We start from the raw sequence: 24,011 nt of genomic DNA, 5'->3' as shown, positions 1-24,011 counted from the left end.
CTTAATTATATTAAACTTAACTAACTAAATTATTATTATTATGGGATTATTATCACCTAAAGTTATGAATTTCGCCTATGGTATGGGTGCAGCAGTTGTAATTGTTGGAGCATTATTTAAAATTGCTCACTTTGAATTAGGGCCTTTAACAGGTACTGTGATGTTAACAATTGGATTATTAACAGAAGCTGCAATTTTTGCTTTATCGGCTTTTGAAGCTCCACCAGCAGAATTAGATTGGTCATTGGTTTATCCTGAATTAGCAGGTGGTCAAGCTAAAGAAAAATCAGCTAAAAAAGAAGATCCAAAAGAAGCACAAGGTTTGCTTTCTCAAAAATTAGATAATATGTTGAAAGAAGCTAAAATCGATGGTGAGTTGATGGCTAGCTTAGGAAATAGCATTAAAAACTTTGAAGGTGCTGCAAAATCAATTTCTCCAACTGTAGATGCTATGGCTGGTCAAAAGAAATATGCTGAAGAAATGACTAAAGCTGCTGCTCAAATGGAAACATTGAACAGTTTGTATCAAGCGCAGTTACAAAGTGCTGAAAGAAATGCACAAATCAATAACGAAGTTGCTGAAAACAACTTAAAATTAAAAGACCAAATGCAATCATTAACTTCTAACTTATCTACATTAAACAATGTATATGGTGGAATGTTATCTGCAATGAGCAATAAAGGATAATTAGTTTTTTTAACTAAATTTTATTAAATTAACAATTAAAACTAATTAGAAAAAATGGCAGGAGGAAAATTAACCCCTAGACAGAAGATGATTAACCTGATGTATTTGGTTTTCATCGCGATGTTGGCAATGAATATGTCAAAAGAAGTCCTTTCGGCTTTTGGTTTGATGAACGAAAAATTTGATGCAGCTAATGCATCAGCAACAGCTACAAATGAGCAAATGATGCTTGCTCTTGATACCAAAGCAGCTGAGGCTAAAGGAGAGTTTGCTGTTGCTGCAGTTACTGCGCACAAAGTTGAAGCTGCAACAAAAAAATTCTATGATTTTGTTGGAACTCTTAAAGCTGAAGTATTAAAAGGTGTTGAAGCTGAAGGTGGAAAGTTACCTTATGAAGCAATGGATAAAGCTGATAATTTAGATCACAGTTGGTTTACAGGTGATGGTTACACAAAAAGAGGTAATGAAGTTATTGCTGCTATTGAAGCATATAAAGCTGATTTGAATGCAGCTTTAGGAGGAGAAAAAAAATATGCTGCAATCTTGAAAGAGATTACAGGTAAGTTTGATGTAGCTCCAGTTGCAAATAAAGAAGGAGTAAAAATTAAATATTTAGATTACCACTTTAAAGGTTTTCCAGCAATTGCATCTTTAGCTAAATTAACTGCTTGGCAAAATGATGCTAAGAAAGCTGAATCTGATGTTATTAGTGCTGCTTTAGGAAAAGCTGCGGTTCAAGCTGCATCTTACAGTAATTACCAAGCTATTGTTGCACTTGACAAGAATGTATATTTCCAAGGTGAGCCAGTTACTGGTAAAGTTGTTTTAGGACGTTATGATGAAAACACAAAACCAACTTCTTTCCAAGGTCCTGGAAAACTTGTAAATGGACAAGCTATTATCTCAACTACTGCTGGTGCAGTAGGAGAGCAAAATCTTAGTGGTCAATTTACTTTTGTTGAAGAAGGTAAAACTATTCCATTAAAATTCCAAGGTAAATATGTTGTTGTACCACGTCCAAATTCAGCTAACATTTCTGCTGATAAAATGAATGTTGTTTACAGAGGTTTACCAAACCCACTTACAATTTCATTCGCAGGTATTGGTGATAATAATGTAACTGCATCTGGTCCTGGTGTTTCATCTGCTGGCGGAAAAGGAAAATATAATTTAACTCCAGGAGCTGGTACTGAAGTAACCGTTACTGCGTCAGGTAAAATGACTGATGGTAAAGTGGTTTCTGACAAGAAAGTTTTCAGAATTAAAAACATTCCTGCTCCAGCTGGTTCTATTGGAGGTACTCCAGGTTATCAAAAAGGTGCTAAATCTCGTTTAGAGGCTTCTACTATTGGAGCAATGTTACCAGATTTTGTTTATGATTTAAATTTTGAAGTTACTCAATTTGCATTTAAAGTTCCAGGTCAAGCTTCTATTGTTGTTAATGGAAACAAAGTTGACGGAAGATGTAAGGCTGCATTAGCAAGAGCTAAAGCTGGTGATCAAATCACAGTATCTGATATAAAAACAAGAGTTAGTGGTGTAAGTGTTGCCATGAAAACTGCTGCTCCAGCTATTTACGAAATACAATAAAAATTTAAGTTTGTCGTTATAAACCTACTTAGATAACTTAGAATAAAAATTATGAAATTGAAAAACTTTTTGTTAGTTGTTTTTAGTGTTGCAGGAACTTATGTTGCTTCTGCTCAATCTAATTTATTGAATGCTAAAACACCAGATGAGATAGGTAAAAAGACAGCTGCTCAACTTGAGTCTGATAATGACAAACCTCTACCTTATGGTTATGTTCATGACAGAGATGTTTTGATGGGTAAGACTACCTGGGAGTTAATTGATCTTGATGAAAGAATTAACTTTCCTCTATACTATCCTATCGATACTGCTTTTGTTGGTAAAGAAAGAAGATCTCTTTTTCAAGTTCTTTTAAATGGTATTAAAAGTGGAAAAATCACTGAAGTTTATGGTGATGACTATTTTAATTCAAAAAAATCTTTGAAAGATATTGAATCTGTTTTTAAATATAGAGATACTACTCAAGCTGGTATTGACGAATTTAATAACTATTATGATGACTATAAGTCTGGTAAAAAAGTTTTATCTGCAGAGTTTATTAATGAAACAGTTTTAAGTGCAAAAGATGTTTCTGGATACAGAATCAAAGGTTTTTGGTATTTCGATAAGCGTCAAAGTGAATTAAAGTATAGAATGTTAGCTATTTGTCCAATTGCAATTGAAGCAAGAGATAAAGCAAAAGGTAATTCAGATACAATTGATTTGTTTTGGGTTTATTTCCCATCAATAAGAGATATTTTGCACGAAGCTAAAGCATTTAATGACAAAAATTCTGCAATGCCTTTAACATTTGACCATTTGTTAAATTCTAGACGTTTCAACGGTGTCATTTACAAAGAAGAAAATGTTTATGGTGACAGAACTATTCAAGATTACATGAAAGATAATGCACAAATGCAATTATTAGAATCAGAAAGAGTAAAAGAGAAGATTCGTAATTTTGAGCAAGACATGTGGAACTACTAATATTAGTTTTCAAATAATATAAAACTCTTATCGAAAGATAAGAGTTTTTTTATGTCCATTATTTATCTTTACAATCTCTAAGTAACTTTTTATGTTAGATTATATTATTGTTGGTTCTGGTCTTGCGGGTATTGCTTTTTCTGAAATTGCAATTCAAAATAATAAAACTATTTTGGTTGTAAACAATCAGTCTCAAAACTCATCAAGAATTGCTGGAGGTTTGTATAATCCAGTTATTTTAAAACGTTTTAGTGAGGTTTGGCAAGCAGAGGAGCAATTAGAATTGTTGTACAATTTTTACGCAAATCTTGAAAAAAAGCTACAAATTAAGTTGGATTATAAACTATCGCTTTTGCGTAAATTTTATTCTGTAGAAGAACAAAACAATTGGTTCACTGCTTCAGATAAACCCAATCTTTCCAAATTTCTTTCAACTAATTTAATCACCAAGAAATGGAATTCAATTTCTTCGCCATTTAATTTCGGTGAAGTTTTGTATTCTGGTTATGTCGATACAAATTTATTAGTTGATTCATACAAACAGTTTCTTATTAACCAAAATGCCTACTTAGAGGATACCTTTGATTATTCAAATCTAATTATAGATAATGATTTTGTGGTTTATAAAAATTTGAAAGCTAAAGGAATTGTCTTTGCAGAAGGATTTGGAATGCTTTTAAACCCATTTTTTAATAAATTACCATTAGACGGAACTAAAGGCGAATTATTGCTTATTAAAGCTCCTAATTTGAATTTAGATGTTATCATGAAATCCTCTATTTTCGTTCTTCCTATTGGAAATGATTTATATAAGGTTGGAGCTACTTACAATTGGGAAGACAAAACAAATATTCCTACAGAAGCAGCTAAAAAAGAATTAATAGACAATCTGAAAGAATTAATTACATGTGATTTCGAAGTGATAGAACATTATGCAGGTGTTCGTCCCACTGTTAAGGACAGAAGACCTCTAGTTGGAACACATCCAGTTCATAAAAATCTACATGTTTTAAATGGATTGGGAACAAGAGGTGTTATGCTAGCACCGGCTATGGCTACTAGTTTATTCAATCATATTGAAAATCAAATACCTCTTGATAAAAATATTGATATCTTAAGAATTAAGAATTTTGTCTCCAGTTTTTGTCAAAATGAATAAACATATTGATGTAAATATTTCTAGCTAGTCTTGCAGTAACAGGCATTAAAAGTAAAATTCCTATTCCCAAAGAGATAAATGAAACCTTTACAGATAATCCTAATATTAATTTTGTTATCACAAATATTGCTACGCCAATAGCAACTGTTAATCCATAACTTACGTACATTGCGCCATAAAAAAACGAAGGTTCAATTACATATTGAGTTTTGCAATGACTACAAGTTTCATGCATTTTGTATAAAGTATTCAATTTATATGGATTTTTTTCCACATACATACTTTCTTCATGACATTTTGGACAAGTTCCTGTTAAAATACTATTTAATGTGCTTCCTTTTTTTAACATTTGCAAAAATTTTTAACAAAGGTACAGCTTTGTACTTTTCTTAATGTAACATTTGTCACAAATTATATGCTTAATATTCACAATTTATCGGTTTCTTTTGGTGGTTCATATCTTTTTGAAGAAGTAACTTTTCGCTTAGGTTCAGGCGATAGAGTAGGACTTGTTGGAAAAAATGGAGCTGGAAAATCTACAATGCTCAAGATTTTAGCTGGTGATTTCAAACCTGATTCAGGTCAAATAGCTACAGAAAAAGAAATCAAAATGGGGTTCCTTCGTCAAGATATCGATTTTGAACACGGAAGAACAGTTCTTGAAGAAGCCTACGAAGCATTTACTGAAATCAAACATGTTGAAAAAAAGCTTGAGGAAATCAATCATCTTCTAGTTACAAGAACCGATTATGAAAGTGAAGAGTACGGTCAAATAATCGAAGATTTGTCAGATTATACGCATCGTTTTGAATTACTTGGAGGTTATAATTATGTTGGTGATACCGAAAAAATCCTATTAGGATTAGGATTCAAAAGAGAAGTTTTCAACGACCAAACCGATACTTTTTCTGGCGGTTGGAGAATGCGTATTGAACTTGCAAAATTACTGTTGCAATCCAATGATATTTTACTTCTCGATGAGCCAACCAATCACTTAGATATTGAAAGTATCATCTGGTTAGAAGGTTTCTTAAGAAATTTTCCAGGAGTTGTTGTAATCGTTTCTCACGATAAAATGTTTTTAGATAATGTAACCAATAGAACTATAGAAATTTCTTTAGGAAAAGCATACGATTTCAACAAACCTTATTCAGAATATCTAGAATTGCGTCATGAAATTCGTGAAAAACAATTGGCAACTCAAAAAAATCAAGCCAAAAAAATTGAAGAAACAGAGAAACTAATCGAGAAGTTTCGTGCCAAAGCATCCAAAGCTTCGATGGCGCAATCATTGATTAAAAAGCTCGATAAAGTAGAACGTATTGAAGTTGATGAAGACGATAATTCGGTTATGAATATTTCATTTCCAGTTTCAAAAGTTCCAGGAAAAGTTGTGATTGAAGCCGAAAATGTTACCAAAGCTTACGGCGATAAAGTCATTCTAAAAGACATCTCTTTATTAGTAGAAAGAGGAAGTAAAATTGCTTTCGTTGGTCAAAATGGTCAAGGAAAATCTACTTTTATCAAAGCTATTGTAAACGAATTTGAATATCAAGGTGAAATCAAACTTGGACACAACGTGCAAGTAGGTTATTTTGCTCAAAATCAAGCCGAATATCTTGATGGAGAAATCACGTTATTGCAAACGATGGAAGATGCTGCAACCGATACCAATCGTTCTAAAGTTAGAGATATGTTGGGTTCGTTCTTATTTCGAGGTGATGATGTTGAAAAGAAAGTAAAAGTGCTTTCTGGAGGCGAGCGCAACCGATTGGCTTTGTGTAAATTATTGCTTCAACCAATCAATGTTTTGGTAATGGATGAGCCTACAAATCACTTAGATATTAAGTCTAAAAACGTACTAAAAGCGGCACTTCAAAAATATGAAGGAACACTGTTACTAGTTTCTCACGATAGAGATTTCTTGCAAGGAATGTCAAACATCGTTTACGAATTTAAAGACCAAAAAATAAAAGAATATCTTGGTGATATCAACTTTTTCTTAGAACAACGCAACATGGAAAACATGCGCGAAGTAGAGAAAAAAGATGTAGCTAAAAAAGAAGCTCCAAAAGAAAATTCAAAAACTTCTTATGAAGATCAAAAGAAAAATAAGTCACTTCAAAATCGACTTAGCAAGATAGAAAGTCAAATTCAACAACTCGAAAAAGATATTCAAAATGATGATAAAGCTTTGGCTTCTAATTATAACAAACACCTTGAAGACGCTAATTTTTTTATAGCATACAACAAGAAAAAAGCCGAATTAGATAAATTACTAGAAGATTGGGAAGTTGTACAAGGAGAAATTGATAGTTTATAATTCTCATGAACAAATATATAAAACCATCAAATCTGCATTTAAGCATTTCAATTTTTATTGTAGCTAATATTGCATTGATTTATGGATTTAAACCCGACTTATGGTTTGATGTAAAAGTACTAACCATTGATGAGTTTAATATTTACAAGGCAATTATGGGAGTTTACATTGCTTTTTCATCCTTATGGTTTGTCGGAATTACAAAGGAAAAATTCTGGCAAACGGCAACAATTTCAAACTTTCTATTCATGTTTGGTTTAGCTCTCGGAAGAATAGTAAGCATTATCTTCGACGGAATTCCATCAACACTATTTTTATTAGGAACAATAGGTGAACTAATCTTAGGGTTTTACGCTTTTCATCAATTCAAAAAATCAAAAGTATAAGTAGATTCTAAGAAGCTAATCCAACATCCATCCTCCAACATCCATCCTCCAACATCCAACATCTAACATCCAACATCTAACATCTAACATCTAACATCCATCCTCCAACCTCAAACACCCAACTTCCTTAAAAGGATGTCTCATTTGCCATTCCGCTTCTGGTTCTAATTTCTTAAAAATATATTCAATGTATTTGTTTATCAGTTTATTATTATGATAAATAAAACCCGACATATTCACTGGAATTGCACCAATAGAACTCTTTATTTCTAAAGCAGTTCTTCCAAATATTATTTTTTCAAAACCATTTTCAATGCCATATTCCGTCATGTTGTAAAGCATATTCAAATACAGCATATTTTCTTTTTGAACTTGTGAATCATAACCTAAAAAGTAGGTTTCTAACACAGTGCCATTAAGAAGAATTGTATGAAATCCAACTAATTTATCTTTTAGAAAGTAACCAAAAATCAGAAAGTGATTTTGACATTGCTTCTTCATTGTAGAAAAATGATTTTTTGCCAAAAAGAAGGTATTGAAAGGTGCATTTTTAGCTACATAATGGTACAAATCGTAAATAGTTTCTTCATGTAAAACTACTTCTTCAAATGTCAATTCTTTAACAACAATTCCGTCAAATTTCTTGTGAGCTCGTTTGTATTGATCGCGGTATTTTTTAGAAAATGAAGCAATATAATCTTCTTTGTTTTTCCATTTTTTGTCCAAATAGAAAATCATATTTGGTTGCGTATTAAACTCGTATGTATTAGACAGACTAAATTTTTTCAATTCAACTGAGCAATGTTCATAGAAATCTTTAAATGAAACCAAATGAATTTTAATCTTTTTATTCTTGAAATAAGTGGTTATCTCTTTAGCAGATTCCATTAAAATTTCGCTGATGTGCTCAAAATCAATTACTTTAGAAAAAGCATAACCATTTTGACCAGTAATCATATTATTTCCAATAAATAAAGTATGTGAAGCGAAGTTTTTAAAAATAAAGTTTCTAATAAAAGTCTTAAAACACTTATCTCTTTCACCAAAAGATTCTAACTTATTCAAGTCTAAATATTGAGCCAACGAAACACCAATAAGTTCGTGATTTTCAAATATTCCAATATAAAAACATTGCATATTTGTTGGTGCCGATTTTTCTAGAACCTCCAAGTAATGCGTTTGAAGAAAAACATTAGATACAGCCACATCATCCCAGTTATTTGGGAGTTCTTTAATGTGGTTATATATTTTAAAAGTAAGTCCTTTCACAATAAAAAATCGCTCCACAAAAGTAGAGCGATTCGATTATAATTAAATGTTAAATTATTGCATTGCACAGATAATTCCACCCATTATCATGCAAGAAACAACCCAGTATCCTCCAGCAATCAAAACATATTTCCAACTTCTTCTTTCATATAGAGCGCCAACTCCAACTATAGGTAAAGCAAAGAAAAGCCCTGTCATAAAACCATGTAAAGCTCCATGTTTGAAAGTTCTAAAAGCAGTTCCATGAGCTTTCATAAATTCAATATACTGTGGATCTGAAACGTTTCCTTCAACAGTGCCAAATACACCAAACTGATGAATAACTAAGAATTGTAAAATAAATGAAATAAAGAAGGCATAAAGAATAGACATTGCAAAAATGGCTACCATGTTTGTTCCTTCCATTTTTTCCATTGTTGTTCCAGATTCTTTCATCCAAATGTTTCCAAATACTTTTGGATTATACCAAATAAATCCAACTACCAAAGTAGATAATGCAGCAAGAAGTAATGCTAAAAAGTTAATTTCCATATATAATGTTTTATTGGTTAGTATAACAAATATATAAAAAAAGATAAATTAAAAAATAAATATTATTTGTAAGATAAAATTTATAAAATATATTAAAATTATAAAAAATAATGAATTTCGTCGATTTTATTTGCTTATAAACGACGAATGTATTTGTTTTACATCTCAATAAATCAAACCATTATGAAAGCAACAATTACACTTTTAGTTACTTTATTCTTTTCAGCAACGATGTTTGCAGAAGTTACATTGCTTGAAAAAAACGCTTTAGTTAGCTTAAACAAGGCAACTAATGGAGAACAATGGATTACAAAATGGAATCTTAATAATCCAGTGAACACTTGGTTTGGTGTAAAAGTGATTGACGATAAAGTTGTTGCTATTGATTTGTCTAATAATAATTTGTCAGGGACATTACCACAAGAATTGTCAAATTTAAAATCTTTGCAAACTTTAAATTTATTTAAGAATAATATTGAAGGTTCTTTGCCAACAACTATCGGCGAATTGAAGTCACTTCAAGTACTTGATGTTTCTTTCAATAAATTATCTGGATCTTTGCCATCAGAAATAACTTCAATGATTTCTTTAAAGGAAATTCATTTGTTTATGAATAATCTTTCTGGTGAATTGCCAAGTACAATTGGAGCTTTAAAAAATTTACAAATTTTATCTCTATACAACAATGATTTTTCTGGTGTGTTGCCTGAATCTTTATACAACTTAAAATCACTTAGAGTTCTTCAATTGAATAGTAATAAATTTTCAGGTGAATTAAGTAGTTTGGTTTCTAACCTTGTTGCTTTAGAAAGTTTAAGCCTTTTTGATAATAAAATGAATGGTCAAGTGCCATTAAATTTAGAAAAACTATCAAATTTGACAGAAATGAATATTTCTTACAATAATTTTAAAGGACTAGTGTCTAGAAAATTAGCAAAGAAAGACATGTTGAGTTTAACAATGGTTGATCAATATGGAGTAGCTTCTACTTTAAAAGTTGAAATGGATAAAGATAAAGCTGTAGCTTCAGAAGAATAATAATAAAAGTATTTTTTACATAATTAAAACCTTGGTGAATATTCATTGAGGTTTTTTTTGTTAAATTAAAATTTCTATATTTGAATCCATATTGTTTTATTATATCATAAAAAAAAAGAGTTTTATCATGAATTCAGTAATGAGTATTTTGTTGGTAGATGATCATTTAGTTGTTCGAAAGGGAGTTGAACTTGTATTGTTGAGTTCTTTTCCCAAGGCTAATGTTTACAGCGCAGAGAATTATGATGACGCTCTTGATATTATGAAGACCATTAAGTTGGATTTAGTAATATTGGATATAAACATCAATGGTGTTGAGAATATTAAGATAATGAAGGCTATCAAAGAAATTCAAAATAAAGTTAAAATTTTGATCTTTTCATCTCATGAAGAAAAACATTATGGTACAAGATATATTCAAAATGGTGCAGATGGGTATTTAAATAAATTCTGTACTGAAGATAAAATTATTAAAGCAGTAAATCAAATTTTTGAGAAAGGATTTTATTATAGTGATCAAGTTAAAGAAAAAATAAATTCAAAGTCCGGAAAGAAGAGAGGTACAAGCGCAATTGATAGTTTGTCAAATAGAGAATTTGAGATTGCAAAGCTTCTTATTTCTGGTGAAGGAAATCTAGAAATTTCAAACAAACTAAATATTCAAATGTCAACTGTTAGTACTTATAAAAACAGAATTTTTGAAAAACTGAATATTAATAATGTTGTTTCATTATCAGAATTATTTAAAGAAAATGAATAGCAATATAGAACATGTAAAAGAGAATTTGAATATTCTACTTGTAGATGATCATTTTATTGTAAGAAAAGGAATTGAGTTAATAATTAATTCCTTTTTTCCTAAAGCAATAATTCATAATGCCGAAAATTACTCGGAAGCTTCAGTTGTTTTAAGCACTATAAATATAGACCTTGTTGTTTTAGATATCATAATTAATGGTATGGAAAATATCAAAGTCATGAAAGAATTAAAGAACATCCAAAGCACAACAAAAATACTTATTTTTTCATGCCATGAGGAGGAAAATTATGGGTTGAGATACATTAAAAATGGCGCAGATGGGTATCTTCATAAATATTGTTCAGAAGAAAAAATAGTTAAAGCAATTAATGAAGTTTTAAATGCTGGTTATTTTTACAGTGAAGATATTAAAAACAAACTTGATAATAATTCTAAACGTAAGCCTATTTTAAGCCCTATTGATTCGCTTTCCAATAGGGAATTCGAAATTGCCAAAATGCTTATAGCAGGTAGTGGTAATCTTGAAATTGCCAACAAACTTAACATCCAAATGTCAACTGTTAGTACCTACAAAAATAGAGTTTTCGAAAAGTTGGATGTAGGTAATATTATAGCTCTTTCTGATTTCTTCAAAGAAAATATCAATTAATAATTTAATTTATTTTTTTTTGTAAGTTTTTGTTTTCTAATCCCTTGTATTTATTGGTTTCAGATAATGTAGCTTTTATTCTACAAAAAAAGTTAATGTTATAGTAACAACATTTAACATTTTTTAACTAATTTCGCACAAAAATTTTGCGCTTTTAGCAGAGTGTAATTTTTTTTGTGTGTAATTGAAATACAAGTTTTTAACCAAATCATACCTAAGTATGCGAAATTTTACTTTTATGAAAACAAGTGGTAAGAGTTTACTTCTTGTTTTTATTTTTTGCTTTACTATCTTTAAATGTTTTTGCTGAAGGTACACCTACAACTTCTCCAAATGCTGCAAACATTACGGCGCTTTTGAGTGCTCCAGATTTGAATTCTGGACCATACTTCAATGCTCCTGAAGACAATCGTGTAAAGTTTACCATTACTAATAATGCTACCCAAAATCTTTATTTTGGTTTTGATTGGAGGCAATATGCTGCAGGAAGTCCTCCGAGGCTAACTGATATTTATTGGAGAATTAGACGTTCTTCAGATTTAGCTGTAGTTGTTGGTCCAACATTATGGAATTCAACTTTAGGTTCTGCTGGTAGTATAGATACTCATGCTCAAGCTTTAGCTGGTCCAAACATTGCAGGTTCTGTACCTACTGGTTACAATCCAATTATTTTCGATCCAACACAAGACGGTGAATATTTCATCGAGATTTATCGTAGTAGTGATTTGGGTGTGACAGCTAGAACAACGGCTGCAGATAGAGCCGTAGGGGCGTTATTTGACTTAACAGTTGCCAACAATTTTGCTCCTTATACCAAGTTTAATGGTAGAGTAAATTCTGATAAATGGGGTTTTGTTGCTGTTTCTGCAACGTATGGAAATTTAGTTACAGCTAGTGCAGAACCAGTATTATTTGGTTATACAAACGACCAAACAATTGTAAGATTAGATTTTGAAACAGGTTTTCAGCCAATTGCATTTAATGTAGCTCTTAATAGTTACGGAACAACAAACGTTGGTTCTTGGTTAACTACAAGACGATCAAGAAATGATGCAGTTGCTCCTGGATTAAATAACGGTTATAGGGTTTTCTTGAATATCCCAGATGCAACACTATATCCTGTTGGAGCAATTCCTACAAATCCTACTTTTTTATCACCAGCCGTAACAGGTTGTGGACCTTATTTAATAAATTATAATGTTGCGGAACCAGGTGATGTTAAATTATTACTTGATTTAAATGGTGTTCCAGGTTTTCAGAACGCAACTGCCGATAGAATTTTAGAGGCGCTTGATGTTCTTGCAGGAAATAATACAATATCTTGGGATGGATTAAATGGTTTAGGCGTGGCTGTCCCATCTGGAACTAATCTTAATTTAGCACTTACATTTCTTAAAGGAAGGTTCAATTTACCTTTATATGACGCTGAGTTAAATAGAAATGGAATCAGAATTGGTATTATTGCACCTATTCCAATAGCAAATGCTCAGATGTTTTGGGATGATTCTGCTTTAACTAATGTTGGTGCTGATTGTACTCTACAAACAAATAATCAAACTGGAACAGGAATAAACAACTCTATTTTAGGGACAACTTCACCTGCTCACGCATGGAGTGGTGATGGAAATTTAGCTCAAACAATTCCGGCTCCTAATGTTGCTGGTAATGATACAGATGGAAATCAATGTACCGACTTTGGTAACGTTAGAACAATTAATACTTGGGGTTGGGGATATACTTCTGCAGCAACTAACTTAAATATCGTTTTAGGTTGTGCTAACCTAGGTGTTAATAAGACGGTGAGTAATGCTATTCCGTTAGTGGGTAGTAATGTCACTTTTACAATCACTGCTTCAAATGCTGGTCCAACGCAGAGTTCTAATACTATTGTTAATGATTTGCTGTCAGCGTCATGTTACACTTTTGTTAGTGCAACACCTTCTGTTGGTACATACAATAGTGCGACTGGTGTATGGTCTATTGGAACTTTAGCTAGTGGAGCAAACGCTACTTTATCAATTGTTGCAACAGTTATAAGTCAAACAGGATGTGGTAATACAGCTACTATAACAGGTGATCAAGAAGACCCAACACCTACAAATAACACTTCAACTGTAACGCCAACATCTGTTTTAGATTCAGACAATGATGGCATTTCGAACAATGACGATTTAGATGATGATAATGATGGAATAACAGATATTGTTGAAGAATGTACAGGGTTTAGAGCTCAAAATACAAACGGAACTTGGCTAGGTACAACAAATTCAAATGTTACATATACTTATACAGGAACTTCAAGTCAAGCTGCTTCTCAAAATTTTAATGACTCTCAAATAAATTATTACATCAATCAGAATGGAGGTCAACAAAGAGTAGCAAAAGCAGATAATGTTAGTTTTACAATTAATTTTGTTCCAGCAGTACCTTCATCTGAAATTGCACTTTATATTGAAGATCTTGATCCGTCAATTCCAGGAGGAAGTCCTAGTGCTAATTATACATTCCTCGTTAATGGGTTGCCTTCTACTGCATTCAGATCCGTTAATATTGGAGGAGTATCTCCATATTTGAATTATAATAATTTGACTGGAGCATTAACTCTTTCAAGTGCATCTAATGATCATCGAATAATGTTGAAAGGTTTGGGTCCAAATCTTGTTTCAAGTATAACAATAACTAGTACAGGTGTTGGGACTTTAGATTTAGTGGCTTATTCAATATTAGCTAAATTGTCTTGTGATACTGATGGAGATGGATTGCCAAATGAACTTGATATCGATTCAGACAACGATGGATGTTCCGATGCAAATGAATATTACAATTCAGCTTCAGCTGATGGTAATGATAATGCTACTTATGGGGTTGGAACTCCTGCTGTTAATTCTGATGGAACTGTAACAGCAGCTTCTTATTCTGGTTCTTATGCAAATGCAATTAATAATAGTGTAACTACAGCTTGTACAATTGATGCAGTTAATGACCCATCAGTTACATTTGTTTCAGGAGTTACTCCTATTATAGCTTTAAATGTTTTAGGAAACGATACTTTAAGTGGTGTTGCGGTTACTACTACCAATACTAATGTAACACCTTCTTCAAATGGTCCTTTAAGCATTAATGCTAACGGTGATGTTATTCTAGCAGCAAATACTCTGCCAGGAACTTACACAATAACTTATCAATTATGTGAAGCAGATCCAATTTCTGGATTAAATGTAGTTCCAGCTAATTGTGATACAGCTACAGCAACAGTTGTCGTTGTTTCTATAGATGCAATTAATGATACACCAACACCAGTTAATGGAACGCCAGGCGGAACAACGCCAAGTGTACTAGCTAATGATACCTTAAATGGATTGCCATTAAATCCAACTGATGCAAAATTAACACCAGTAAGTGTACCACCAGGATTAACCTTAAATGCAGATGGTACTATTACAGTTGCACCAGGAACATCGGCAGGAACTTATCCAGTAACCTATACAATTTGTCAAGTTGCTAATCCAACAGTTTGTGACACGGCTACATCTAGTGTTGTTGTTACAACAATTGATGCAGTAAATGACACACCATCTGTAGTAAATGGTACAACAGGAGCAACGGTTCCAACTGTATTTACAAATGATACTTTAAACGGAGTTGCGTTTGTACCAACAGATGTTACTTTAACTTCACTACCATTACCAGCTGGTTTAACATTAAATACAAACGGCACTATTACCGTTGCACCAGGAACAGCATCAGGAACTTATCCAGTAACTTACACCATTTGTCAAGTTGCTAATCCAACAGTTTGTGATACAGCAGTGACTACAATTGTAGTTGCAACTATTGATGCAATAAACGATACACCAACGCCAATAAATGGAACACCAGGCGGAACAACGCCAAGTGTACTAGCTAATGATATATTAAATGGATTACCATTAAATCCAACAGATGCAACATTAACACCAACAAGTGTACCAGCAGGACTTACATTAAATCCTGACGGAACAATAACTGTTGCGCCAGGAACGGCAGCAGGAACTTATCCAGTTGTTTATCAAATTTGTCAAGTTGCTCATCCAACAATATGTGATACCGCTACAGCTAGTGTTGTAGTAACAACAATTGATGCGGTAAACGATACACCATCAGTGGTAAATGGTACAACAGGAGCAACAGTTCCAACAATATTTACAAATGATACTTTAAATGGAGTTGCTTTTGTACCAACAGATGTTACTTTAACTTCATTACCATTACCAGCTGGTTTAACATTGAATTCAGATGGTACTATTACTGTTGCACCAGGAACAGCAGCAGGTACTTATCCGGTAACTTGTACAATTTGTCAAGTTGCTAATCCAACAGTTTGCGATACAGCAGTTACTACAATTGTAGTTGCGACTATTGATGCAATAAATGATTCTTCTACACCGATTAATGGAACACCAGGTGGAAGCACACCAAGTGTTTTAGCTAATGATACATTAAATGGTTCGCCATTAAACCCGACAGATGCAACATTAACACCAACAAGTGTTCCAGCAGGATTGACATTAAATCCAGATGGAACAATAACTGTTGCACCAGGAACAACAGCAGGAACTTATCCAGTTGTTTATCAAATTTGTCAAGTTGCTAATCCGTCAATATGTGATACCGCTACAGCTAGTGTTGTAGTAACAACAATTGATGCGGTAAATGATACGCCATCAGTTGTAAATGGTACAACAGGAGCAACAGTTCCAACAATATTTACAAATGATGCTTTAAATGGAGTTGCTTTTGTACCAACAGATGTTATTTTAACTTCATTACCATTACCAGCAGGATTAACCTTGAATGCAGATGGAACAATAACAGTTGCAGCAGGAACAGCAGCAGGAACTTATCCAGTTACCTATACCATTTGTCAAGTTGCTAATCCAACAGTTTGCGATACAGCAGTGACTACAATTGTAGTTGCGACTATTGATGCAATTAATGATTCTTCTACACCAATTAATGGAACACCAGGCGGAAGCACACCAAGCGTTTTAGCTAATGATACTTTAGATGGTTCACCATTAAACCCAACAGATGCAACCTTAACACCAACAAGTGTACCAGCAGGACTTACATTAAATCCTGACGGAACAATAACTGTTGCACCAGGAACAGCAGCAGGAACTTATCCAGTTGTTTATCAAATTTGTCAAGTTACTCATCCAACAATATGTGATACCGCTACAGCTAGTGTTGTAGTAACAATAATTGATGCAGTAAACGATACACCAACACCAATTAATGGTACACCAGGCGGAAGCACACCAAGTGTACTTGCTAATGATACATTAAATGGATCACCATTAGTACCAACAGATGTTACTTTAACACCAACAAGTGTACCAGCAGGACTTACATTAAATCCTGACGGAACAATAACTGTTGATCCAAACACACCAGCAGGAACTTATCCAGTAGTTTACCAAATCTGTCAACTTGCTAATCCAACAGTTTGTGACACGGCTATATCAAGTGTTGTAGTGACAACAATTGATGCGGTAAACGATACACCATCAGTTGTAAATGGTACAACAGGAGCAACAGTTCCAACTGTATTTGCTAATGATACTTTAAATGGAGTTGCATTTGTACCAACAGATGTTACTTTAACTTCATTACCATTAGCAGCAGGATTGACATTGAATTCAGATGGTACTATTACTGTTGCACCAGGAACAGCAGCAGGAACTTATCCAGTTACCTATACCATTTGTCAAGTTGCTAATCCAACAGTTTGCGATACAGCAGTTACTACAATTGTAGTAACTGCTATTGATGCAATAAATGATGCTTCTACACCGATTAATGGTACACCAGGCGGAAGCACACCAAGTGTTTTAGCTAATGATACTTTAGATGGTTCGCCATTAAACCCTACAGATGCAACCTTAACACCAACAAGTGTACCAGCAGGACTGACATTAAATCCTGACGGAACAATAACTGTTGCACCAGGAACCGCAGCAGGTACTTATCCAGTAACCTATACAATTTGTCAAGTTACTCATCCATCAATATGTGATACTGCTACAGCTAGTGTTGTAGTAACAACAATTGATGCAGTAAACGATACACCAACACCTATTAATGGTACACCAGGCGGAAGCACACCAAGTGTTTTAGCTAATGATACTTTAGATGGTTCACCATTAAATCCAACGGATGTTACTTTAACACCAACAAGTGTACCAGCAGGACTTACATTAAATCCTGACGGAACAATAACTGTTGATCCTAACACACCAGCAGGAACTTATCCAGTAGTTTACCAAATCTGTCAAGTTGCTAATCCAACAGTTTGCGATACAGCTACAGCTAATGTTGTAGTGACTACAATTGATGCAGTAAATGACACTCCTGCAACTATACCAAGTGCAACAGGTGGAACAACACCAAGTGTTCTAGCTAATGATACTTTAAATGGATTACCAGTAGTACCAACAGATGTTACTTTAACACCAACAAGTGTTCCAGCCGGATTAACATTAAATCCTGACGGAACTATTACAGTTGCACCAGGAACACCTAATGGTACTTACCCAGTAGTTTATGAAATTTGTCAAGTTGCTAATCCAACAGTTTGTGATACAGCTACGGCTAGTGTTGTAGTTGCAGCAATAGATGCAGTAAACGACACACCAACACCAATAAATGGTAGACCAGGTGGAACTACACCAAGTGTGCTTGCTAATGATACATTAAATGGATCACCATTAGTACCAACGGATGTTACATTAACGCCAACAAGTGTTCCAGCAGGATTAACATTAAACCCTGACGGAACAATAACTGTTGATCCAAATACACCAGCAGGAACTTATCCAGTGGTTTATACTATTTGTGAAATTGCAGTTCCAACAAATTGTGATACAGCTACAGCTAGTGTTGTAGTGACAACAATTGATGCGGTAAACGATACACCATCAGTTGTAAATGGTACAACCGGAGCTACGGTTCCAACAATATTTACTAATGATACTTTAAATGGAGTTGCATTTGTACCAACAGATGTTACTTTAACTTCATTACCATTAGCAGCAGGATTGACATTGAATGCAGATGGTACTATTACTGTTGCACCAGGAACTGCAGCTGGAACTTATCCAGTTACTTATACAATTTGTCAAGTTGCTAATCCAACAGTTTGCGATACAGCAGTTACTACAATTGTAGTTGCTACTATTGATGCAATAAATGATGCTTCTACACCGATTAATGGTACACCAGGCGGAAGCACACCAAGTGTTTTAGCTAATGATACTTTAGATGGTTCACCATTAAATCCAACAGATGCAACCTTAACACCAACAAGTGTACCAGCAGGACTTACATTAAATCCTGACGGAACAGTAACTGTAGCGCCAGGAACAGCAGCAGGAACTTATCCAGTAACCTATACAATTTGTCAAGTTACTCATCCATCAATATGTGATACTGCTACAGCTAGTGTTGTAGTAACAACAATTGATGCAGTAAACGATACACCAACACCTATTAATGGTACACCAGGCGGAAGCACACCAAGTGTTTTAGCTAATGATACTTTAGATGGTTCACCATTAAATCCAACGGATGTTACTTTAACACCAACAAGTGTACCAGCAGGACTTACATTAAATCCTGACGGAACAATAACTGTTGATCCAAACACACCAGCAGGAACTTATCCAGTAGTTTATGAAATCTGTCAAGTTGCTAATCCAACAGTTTGCGATACTGCTACAGCTAGTGTTGTAGTGACAACAATTGATGCAGTAAATGACACTCCTGCAACTATACCAAGTGCAACAGGTGGAACAACACCAAGTGTTCTAGCTAATGATACTTTAAATGGATTACCAGTAGTACCAACAGATGTTACTTTAACACCAACAAGTGTTCCAGCCGGATTAACATTAAATCCTGACGGAACTATTACAGTTGCACCAGGAACACCTAATGGTACTTATCCAGTTGTTTATGAAATTTGTCAAGTTGCTAATCCAACAGTTTGTGATACAGCTACGGCAAGTGTTGTAGTTGCTGCAATAGATGCAGTTGATGACACACCAACACCAATTAATGGAACACCAGGTGGAACTACACCAAGTGTACTAGCTAATGATACCTTAAATGGATCACCATTAGTGCCAACAGATGTTACATTAACACCAACAAGTGTTCCAGCAGGACTTACATTAAATCCTGACGGAACAATAACAGTTGATCCAAATACACCAGCAGGAACTTATCCAGTTGTATATACTATTTGTGAAATTGCAGTTCCAACAAATTGTGATACAGCTACAGCAAATGTTGTAGTGACAACAATTGATGCAGTTGATGATACTCCGGTAGCTATACCAAGTGCAATTGGAGGAACAACTCCAAGTGTACTAGTTAATGATACTTTAAATGGATTACCAGTGGTGCCAACAGATGTTACTTTAACACCAACAAGTGTACCAGCTGGATTAACATTTAATCCTGACGGAACAATAACGGTTGCGCCAGGAACACCTAATGGCACTTATCCAGTTGTTTATCAAATTTGTCAAGTTGCAAATCCATTAGTATGTGATACAGCTACTGCTAATGTATTAATATCTGAAATTGATGCAGTTAATGACAATCCACCAACAATATCAAGTGGAGACAGTACTCCAAGTGTATTAATAAATGATATTTTAAACGGATTGCCAGTAGTTCCATCAGATATAACATTAACACCTGTAAGTGTGCCAGTAGGATTGACTTTAAATCCTGATGGGACAATTACGGTAGCTTCTAACGTGCCATCTGGAACTTACCCAGTTGTATATACTATTTGTGAGACTGCAGTACCAGCGAATTGTGATACTGCTACTGCTACAGTTGTAGTTCTTAATCCAATTGATGCAGTTGTGGATACGTTCCCAACCCAAACACCAAGTACAACAGCTCCAACAACAGTTGGTGATGTAACAGATAATGACACCTTAAATGGAGTTCCAGTAACGGCAGCTAACACAGATGTTACACCGATTACAACAGGACCATTGAGTATTGATTCAGAAGGAGTTTTAACATTAGCACCAAATACTACATCAGGTACTTATTCAATTACGTACCAATTATGTGAAGTAGGAGCTAATCCATCGAATTGTGATACGGCTACCGCTACAGTTGTAGTACTTAATCCAATTGATGCAGTTGATGATAACACTTATCCAGTTCAAACACCAAGTACAACAGCTCCAACAACAGTTGGTGATGTAACTGATAATGACACCTTAAATGGAGTTCCAGTAACGGCAGCTAACACAGATGTTACACCGATTACCACAGGACCATTGAGTATTGATTCAGAAGGAGTTTTAACATTAGCACCAAATACTACATCAGGTACTTACACTATTACGTACCAATTATGTGAAGTAGGAGCTAATCCAGCGAATTGTGATACGGCTACTGCTACAGTTGTGGTACTTAATCCAATTGATGCAGTTGATGATAACACTTATCCAGTTCAAACACCAAGTACAACAGCTCCAACAACAGTTGGTGATGTAACAGATAATGACACCTTAAATGGAGTTCCAGTAACGGCAGCTAACACAGATGTTACACCGATTACAACAGGACCATTGAGTATTGATTCAGAAGGAGTTTTAACATTAGCACCAAATACTACATCAGATACTTACACTATTACGTACCAATTATGTGAAGTAGGAGCTAATCCATCGAATTGTGATACGGCTACCGCTACAGTTGTAGTACTTAATCCAATTGATGCAGTTGTGGATACGTTCCCAACCCAAACACCAAGTACAACAGCTCCAACAACAGTTGGTGATGTAACTGATAATGACACCTTAAATGGAGTTCCAGTAACGGCAGCTAACACAGATGTTACACCGATTACAACAGGACCATTGAGTATTGATTCAGAAGGAGTTTTAACATTAGCACCAAATACTACATCAGGTACTTATTCAATTACGTACCAATTATGTGAAGTAGGAGCTAATCCATCGAATTGTGATACGGCTACCGCTACAGTTGTAGTACTTAATCCAATTGATGCAGTTGATGATAACACTTATCCAGTTCAAACACCAAGTACAACAGCTCCAACAACAGTTGGTGATGTAACTGATAATGACACCTTAAATGGAGTTCCAGTAACGGCAGCTAACACAGATGTTACCCCGATTACCACAGGACCATTGAGTATTGATTCAGAAGGAGTTTTAACATTAGCACCAAATACTACATCAGGTACTTATTCAATTACGTACCAATTATGTGAAGTAGGAGCTAATCCATCGAATTGTGATACTGCTACTGCTACAGTTGTAGTACTTAATCCAATTGATGCAGTTGTGGATACGTTCCCAACCCAAACACCAAGTACAACAGCTCCAACAACAGTTGGTGATGTAACTGATAATGACACCTTAAATGGAGTTCCAGTAACGGCAGCTAACACAGATGTTACACCGATTACCACAGGACCATTGAGTATTGATTCAGAAGGAGTTTTAACATTAGCACCAAATACTACATCAGGTACTTATTCAATTACGTACCAATTATGTGAAGTAGGAGTTAATCCATCGAATTGTGATACGGCTACCGCTACAGTTGTAGTACTTAATCCAATTGATGCAGTTGTGGATACGTTCCCAACCCAAACACCAAGTACAACAGCTCCAACAACAGTTGGTGATGTAACTGATAATGATACTTTAAATGGGGTTCCAGTAACGGCAGCTAACACAGATGTTACCCCGATTACCACAGGACCATTGAGTATTGATTCAGAAGGAGTTTTAACATTAGCACCAAATACTACATCAGGTACTTACACTATTACGTACCAATTATGTGAAGTAGGAGCTAATCCAGCGAATTGTGATACGGCTACTGCTACAGTTGTGGTACTTAATCCAATTGATGCAGTTGATGATAACACTTATCCAGTTCAAACACCAAGTACAACAGCTCCAACAACAGTTGGTGATGTAACAGATAATGATACCTTAAATGGAGTTCCAGTAACGGCAGCTAACACAGATGTTACCCCGATTACCACAGGACCATTGAGTATTGATTCAGAAGGAGTTTTAACATTAGCACCAAATACTACATCAGGTACTTATTCAATTACGTACCAATTATGTGAAGTAGGAGCTAATCCATCGAATTGTGATACTGCTACTGCTACAGTTGTAGTTCTTAATCCTATAGTTGCTAATGATGATACTAATATTATTCCAGTATACGGATATGACGGTGGCTTAGCAATTCCTAATGTATTAGTTAATGATACATTAAATGGTGTACTTGTTAATACTTCTCAAGTAACTATTACTTTAACTAGTACATTGCCGTCAGGAATTACTTTTAATACTTTAACAGGACAAGTTGGTGTTAATCCACAAACAGCCGCAGGAACTTATACTTTTACATATAATTTATGTGAAGTAGGAGCAATTCCAGCAAATTGTGACCCTGCTACTGTTACAGTAGTTGTTAGTGCAGCGCCAATAAATGCTGAGAATGATGATTTATCTTCAAATCCAATTAATGGATATGAAGGTGGTACTCCAGGAAACATATTTGTAAATAATGGTAATGGCCAGGATACTTTGAATAATTCAACTATTATTCCTAATGAAGTTACAATTTCAGTTGTAAACAATGGTGGTATTATTGGTTTGTCAATAGCTAATAATGGTGATATAACTATTCCAAGTGGAACACCTGCTGGAAATTATGTTGTTATTTATAGCATATGTGAAGTATTGAATCCAACGAATTGTGATCAAGCAACAATTACAGTTGTTATTACAGCACCACCTATTGATGCTGTTGATGATTTAGATAATGATATTGTAAACTCTGAAATAGGAGCAACTATTCCTCTTTACACTAATGATACACTAAATCAAGATCCTTTAATCCCAATTGAAGTTACATTTACTTTGGTTGATAATGGTGGTATTAATGGTGCGACAATAGATTCATCAGGTAATTTAATCATGCCTCCAGGAACACCAACAGGTACTTATACTATTGTTTATCAAATTTGCGATATTATTAATCCAAATAATTGTGATACTGCAATTGCTATAATTACAGTGAAAGACCCATGTGATTTTGATGATAGTGCAGATTCTTGCGATATTGTTATATATAACTATTTGTCTCCGGGTAATGATACTAATAATGAATACTTTATTCTTGAAGGTATTGAAAAATATCCTGATAATTCAGTTGAAATATATAATCGTTGGGGAGTGTTAGTATATGATGCTAAAGGATATGATAATAATACTAAAGTATTTAGAGGTATTTCTGAAGGACGTGTTACTATTAAACAATCTGAAGAGTTACCAGAAGGAACTTACTTCTATATCATAAAATACACTAAAACTAGTGGAATTACTAAAGAAAAAGCAGGATACTTATACATTAATAGAAAATAGTTAATCTTACGAGGATAGAAATATCCTCGGAATAAACACCCAAAAAATGAGAACAAGAATAATACTTTTCGCTATGTTGTTAATGAGCCTTGTGAGTTATTCACAGCAAGATGCTCAGTACACTCAATACATGTACAACACGATTAATGTGAATCCTGCTT

The 24,011-nt window shown here is 34.1% G+C and carries 13 protein-coding genes and 1 pseudogene; 11 read left to right on the top strand and 3 right to left on the bottom strand.

From position 1 onward, the window contains the following. Positions 1 to 40: 40 nt before the first annotated feature. The 4 genes from porL to ABD766_RS03535 all read left to right on the top strand — a co-directional run bounded on the left by porL (position 41) and on the right by ABD766_RS03535 (position 4,403). Complete coding sequence (gene porL / locus ABD766_RS03550) at positions 41 to 688, top strand: type IX secretion system motor protein PorL/GldL (protein ID WP_298302439.1); 648 nt, start codon at positions 41 to 43, stop codon at positions 686 to 688. Between the two features lie 54 nt (positions 689 to 742). After that, entirely contained in the window at positions 743 to 2,278 is a 1,536-nt protein-coding gene (gene porM, locus ABD766_RS03545; protein ID WP_344815408.1) for a type IX secretion system motor protein PorM/GldM, read from the top strand. Positions 2,279 to 2,329: 51 nt separating this feature from the next. Next, a complete protein-coding gene (gene porN, locus ABD766_RS03540) occupies positions 2,330 to 3,244 on the top strand; it encodes a type IX secretion system ring subunit PorN/GldN (protein WP_344815407.1) in 915 nt (304 codons plus the stop codon). Positions 3,245 to 3,335: 91 nt separating this feature from the next. After that, on the top strand, positions 3,336 to 4,403 hold the full coding sequence (locus ABD766_RS03535; RefSeq protein WP_344815406.1) for an NAD(P)/FAD-dependent oxidoreductase: 1,068 nt from the start codon (positions 3,336 to 3,338) through the stop codon (positions 4,401 to 4,403). Here the strand turns inward: ABD766_RS03535 and ABD766_RS03530 are convergent. Further along, a complete protein-coding gene (locus ABD766_RS03530) occupies positions 4,366 to 4,752 on the bottom strand; it encodes a DUF983 domain-containing protein (protein WP_344815405.1) in 387 nt (128 codons plus the stop codon). The two genes, ABD766_RS03535 and ABD766_RS03530, sit on opposite strands and share 38 nt — an antisense overlap. A 66-nt stretch (positions 4,753 to 4,818) precedes the next feature. Here ABD766_RS03530 and ABD766_RS03525 point away from each other — a divergent pair, with 66 nt between their 5' ends. Both ABD766_RS03525 and ABD766_RS03520 read left to right on the top strand, forming a co-directional pair. Next, a complete protein-coding gene (locus tag ABD766_RS03525; RefSeq protein ID WP_344815404.1) occupies positions 4,819 to 6,726 on the top strand; it encodes an ABC-F family ATP-binding cassette domain-containing protein in 1,908 nt (635 codons plus the stop codon). 5 nt (positions 6,727 to 6,731) lie between these two features. Continuing rightward, entirely contained in the window at positions 6,732 to 7,112 is a 381-nt protein-coding gene (locus ABD766_RS03520; RefSeq protein WP_298302456.1) for a DUF4345 domain-containing protein, read from the top strand. A 90-nt stretch (positions 7,113 to 7,202) separates the two neighbouring features. On the opposite strand, the gene ABD766_RS03515 is transcribed toward ABD766_RS03520, so the two are convergent. Together ABD766_RS03515 and ABD766_RS03510 are read right to left on the bottom strand one after the other, a co-directional pair. Then, positions 7,203 to 8,381: a GNAT family N-acetyltransferase gene (locus ABD766_RS03515; protein WP_344815403.1), complete on the bottom strand. Its 1,179-nt coding sequence runs from the start codon at positions 8,379 to 8,381 to the stop codon at positions 7,203 to 7,205. Between the two features lie 54 nt (positions 8,382 to 8,435). Then, a complete protein-coding gene (locus tag ABD766_RS03510) occupies positions 8,436 to 8,912 on the bottom strand; it encodes a DUF1761 domain-containing protein (RefSeq protein ID WP_344815402.1) in 477 nt (158 codons plus the stop codon). A gap of 183 nt (positions 8,913 to 9,095) precedes the next feature. Between ABD766_RS03510 and ABD766_RS03505 the strand changes: the two genes are divergently transcribed. The 5 genes and pseudogenes from ABD766_RS03505 to ABD766_RS14940 all read left to right on the top strand — a co-directional run. Then, positions 9,096 to 9,950 carry a leucine-rich repeat domain-containing protein gene (locus tag ABD766_RS03505; protein ID WP_344815401.1) on the top strand — a complete coding sequence of 285 codons (855 nt, stop codon included), beginning with the start codon at positions 9,096 to 9,098 and terminating at the stop codon, positions 9,948 to 9,950. A gap of 127 nt (positions 9,951 to 10,077) precedes the next feature. Further along, positions 10,078 to 10,710: a response regulator gene (locus ABD766_RS03500; protein WP_344815400.1), complete on the top strand. Its 633-nt coding sequence runs from the start codon at positions 10,078 to 10,080 to the stop codon at positions 10,708 to 10,710. Next, positions 10,703 to 11,359 carry a response regulator transcription factor gene (locus ABD766_RS03495; protein WP_344815399.1) on the top strand — a complete coding sequence of 219 codons (657 nt, stop codon included), beginning with the start codon at positions 10,703 to 10,705 and terminating at the stop codon, positions 11,357 to 11,359. Before ABD766_RS03500 ends, ABD766_RS03495 begins: the two co-directional genes overlap by 8 nt. A 248-nt stretch (positions 11,360 to 11,607) precedes the next feature. Then, positions 11,608 to 23,850, top strand: coding sequence for a T9SS type B sorting domain-containing protein (locus ABD766_RS03490; RefSeq protein ID WP_344815398.1), 12,243 nt, complete (start codon positions 11,608 to 11,610; stop codon positions 23,848 to 23,850). A gap of 46 nt (positions 23,851 to 23,896) precedes the next feature. Beyond that, a pseudogene (locus ABD766_RS14940) lies at positions 23,897 to 24,011 on the top strand (PorP/SprF family type IX secretion system membrane protein); the annotation flags it as partial.

The sequence above is a fragment of the Flavobacterium cheonanense genome, from assembly GCF_039539185.1.
GTDB lineage: Bacteria > Bacteroidota > Bacteroidia > Flavobacteriales > Flavobacteriaceae > Flavobacterium > Flavobacterium cheonanense.
This window is presented reverse-complemented; position numbering and strand designations above follow the sequence as displayed.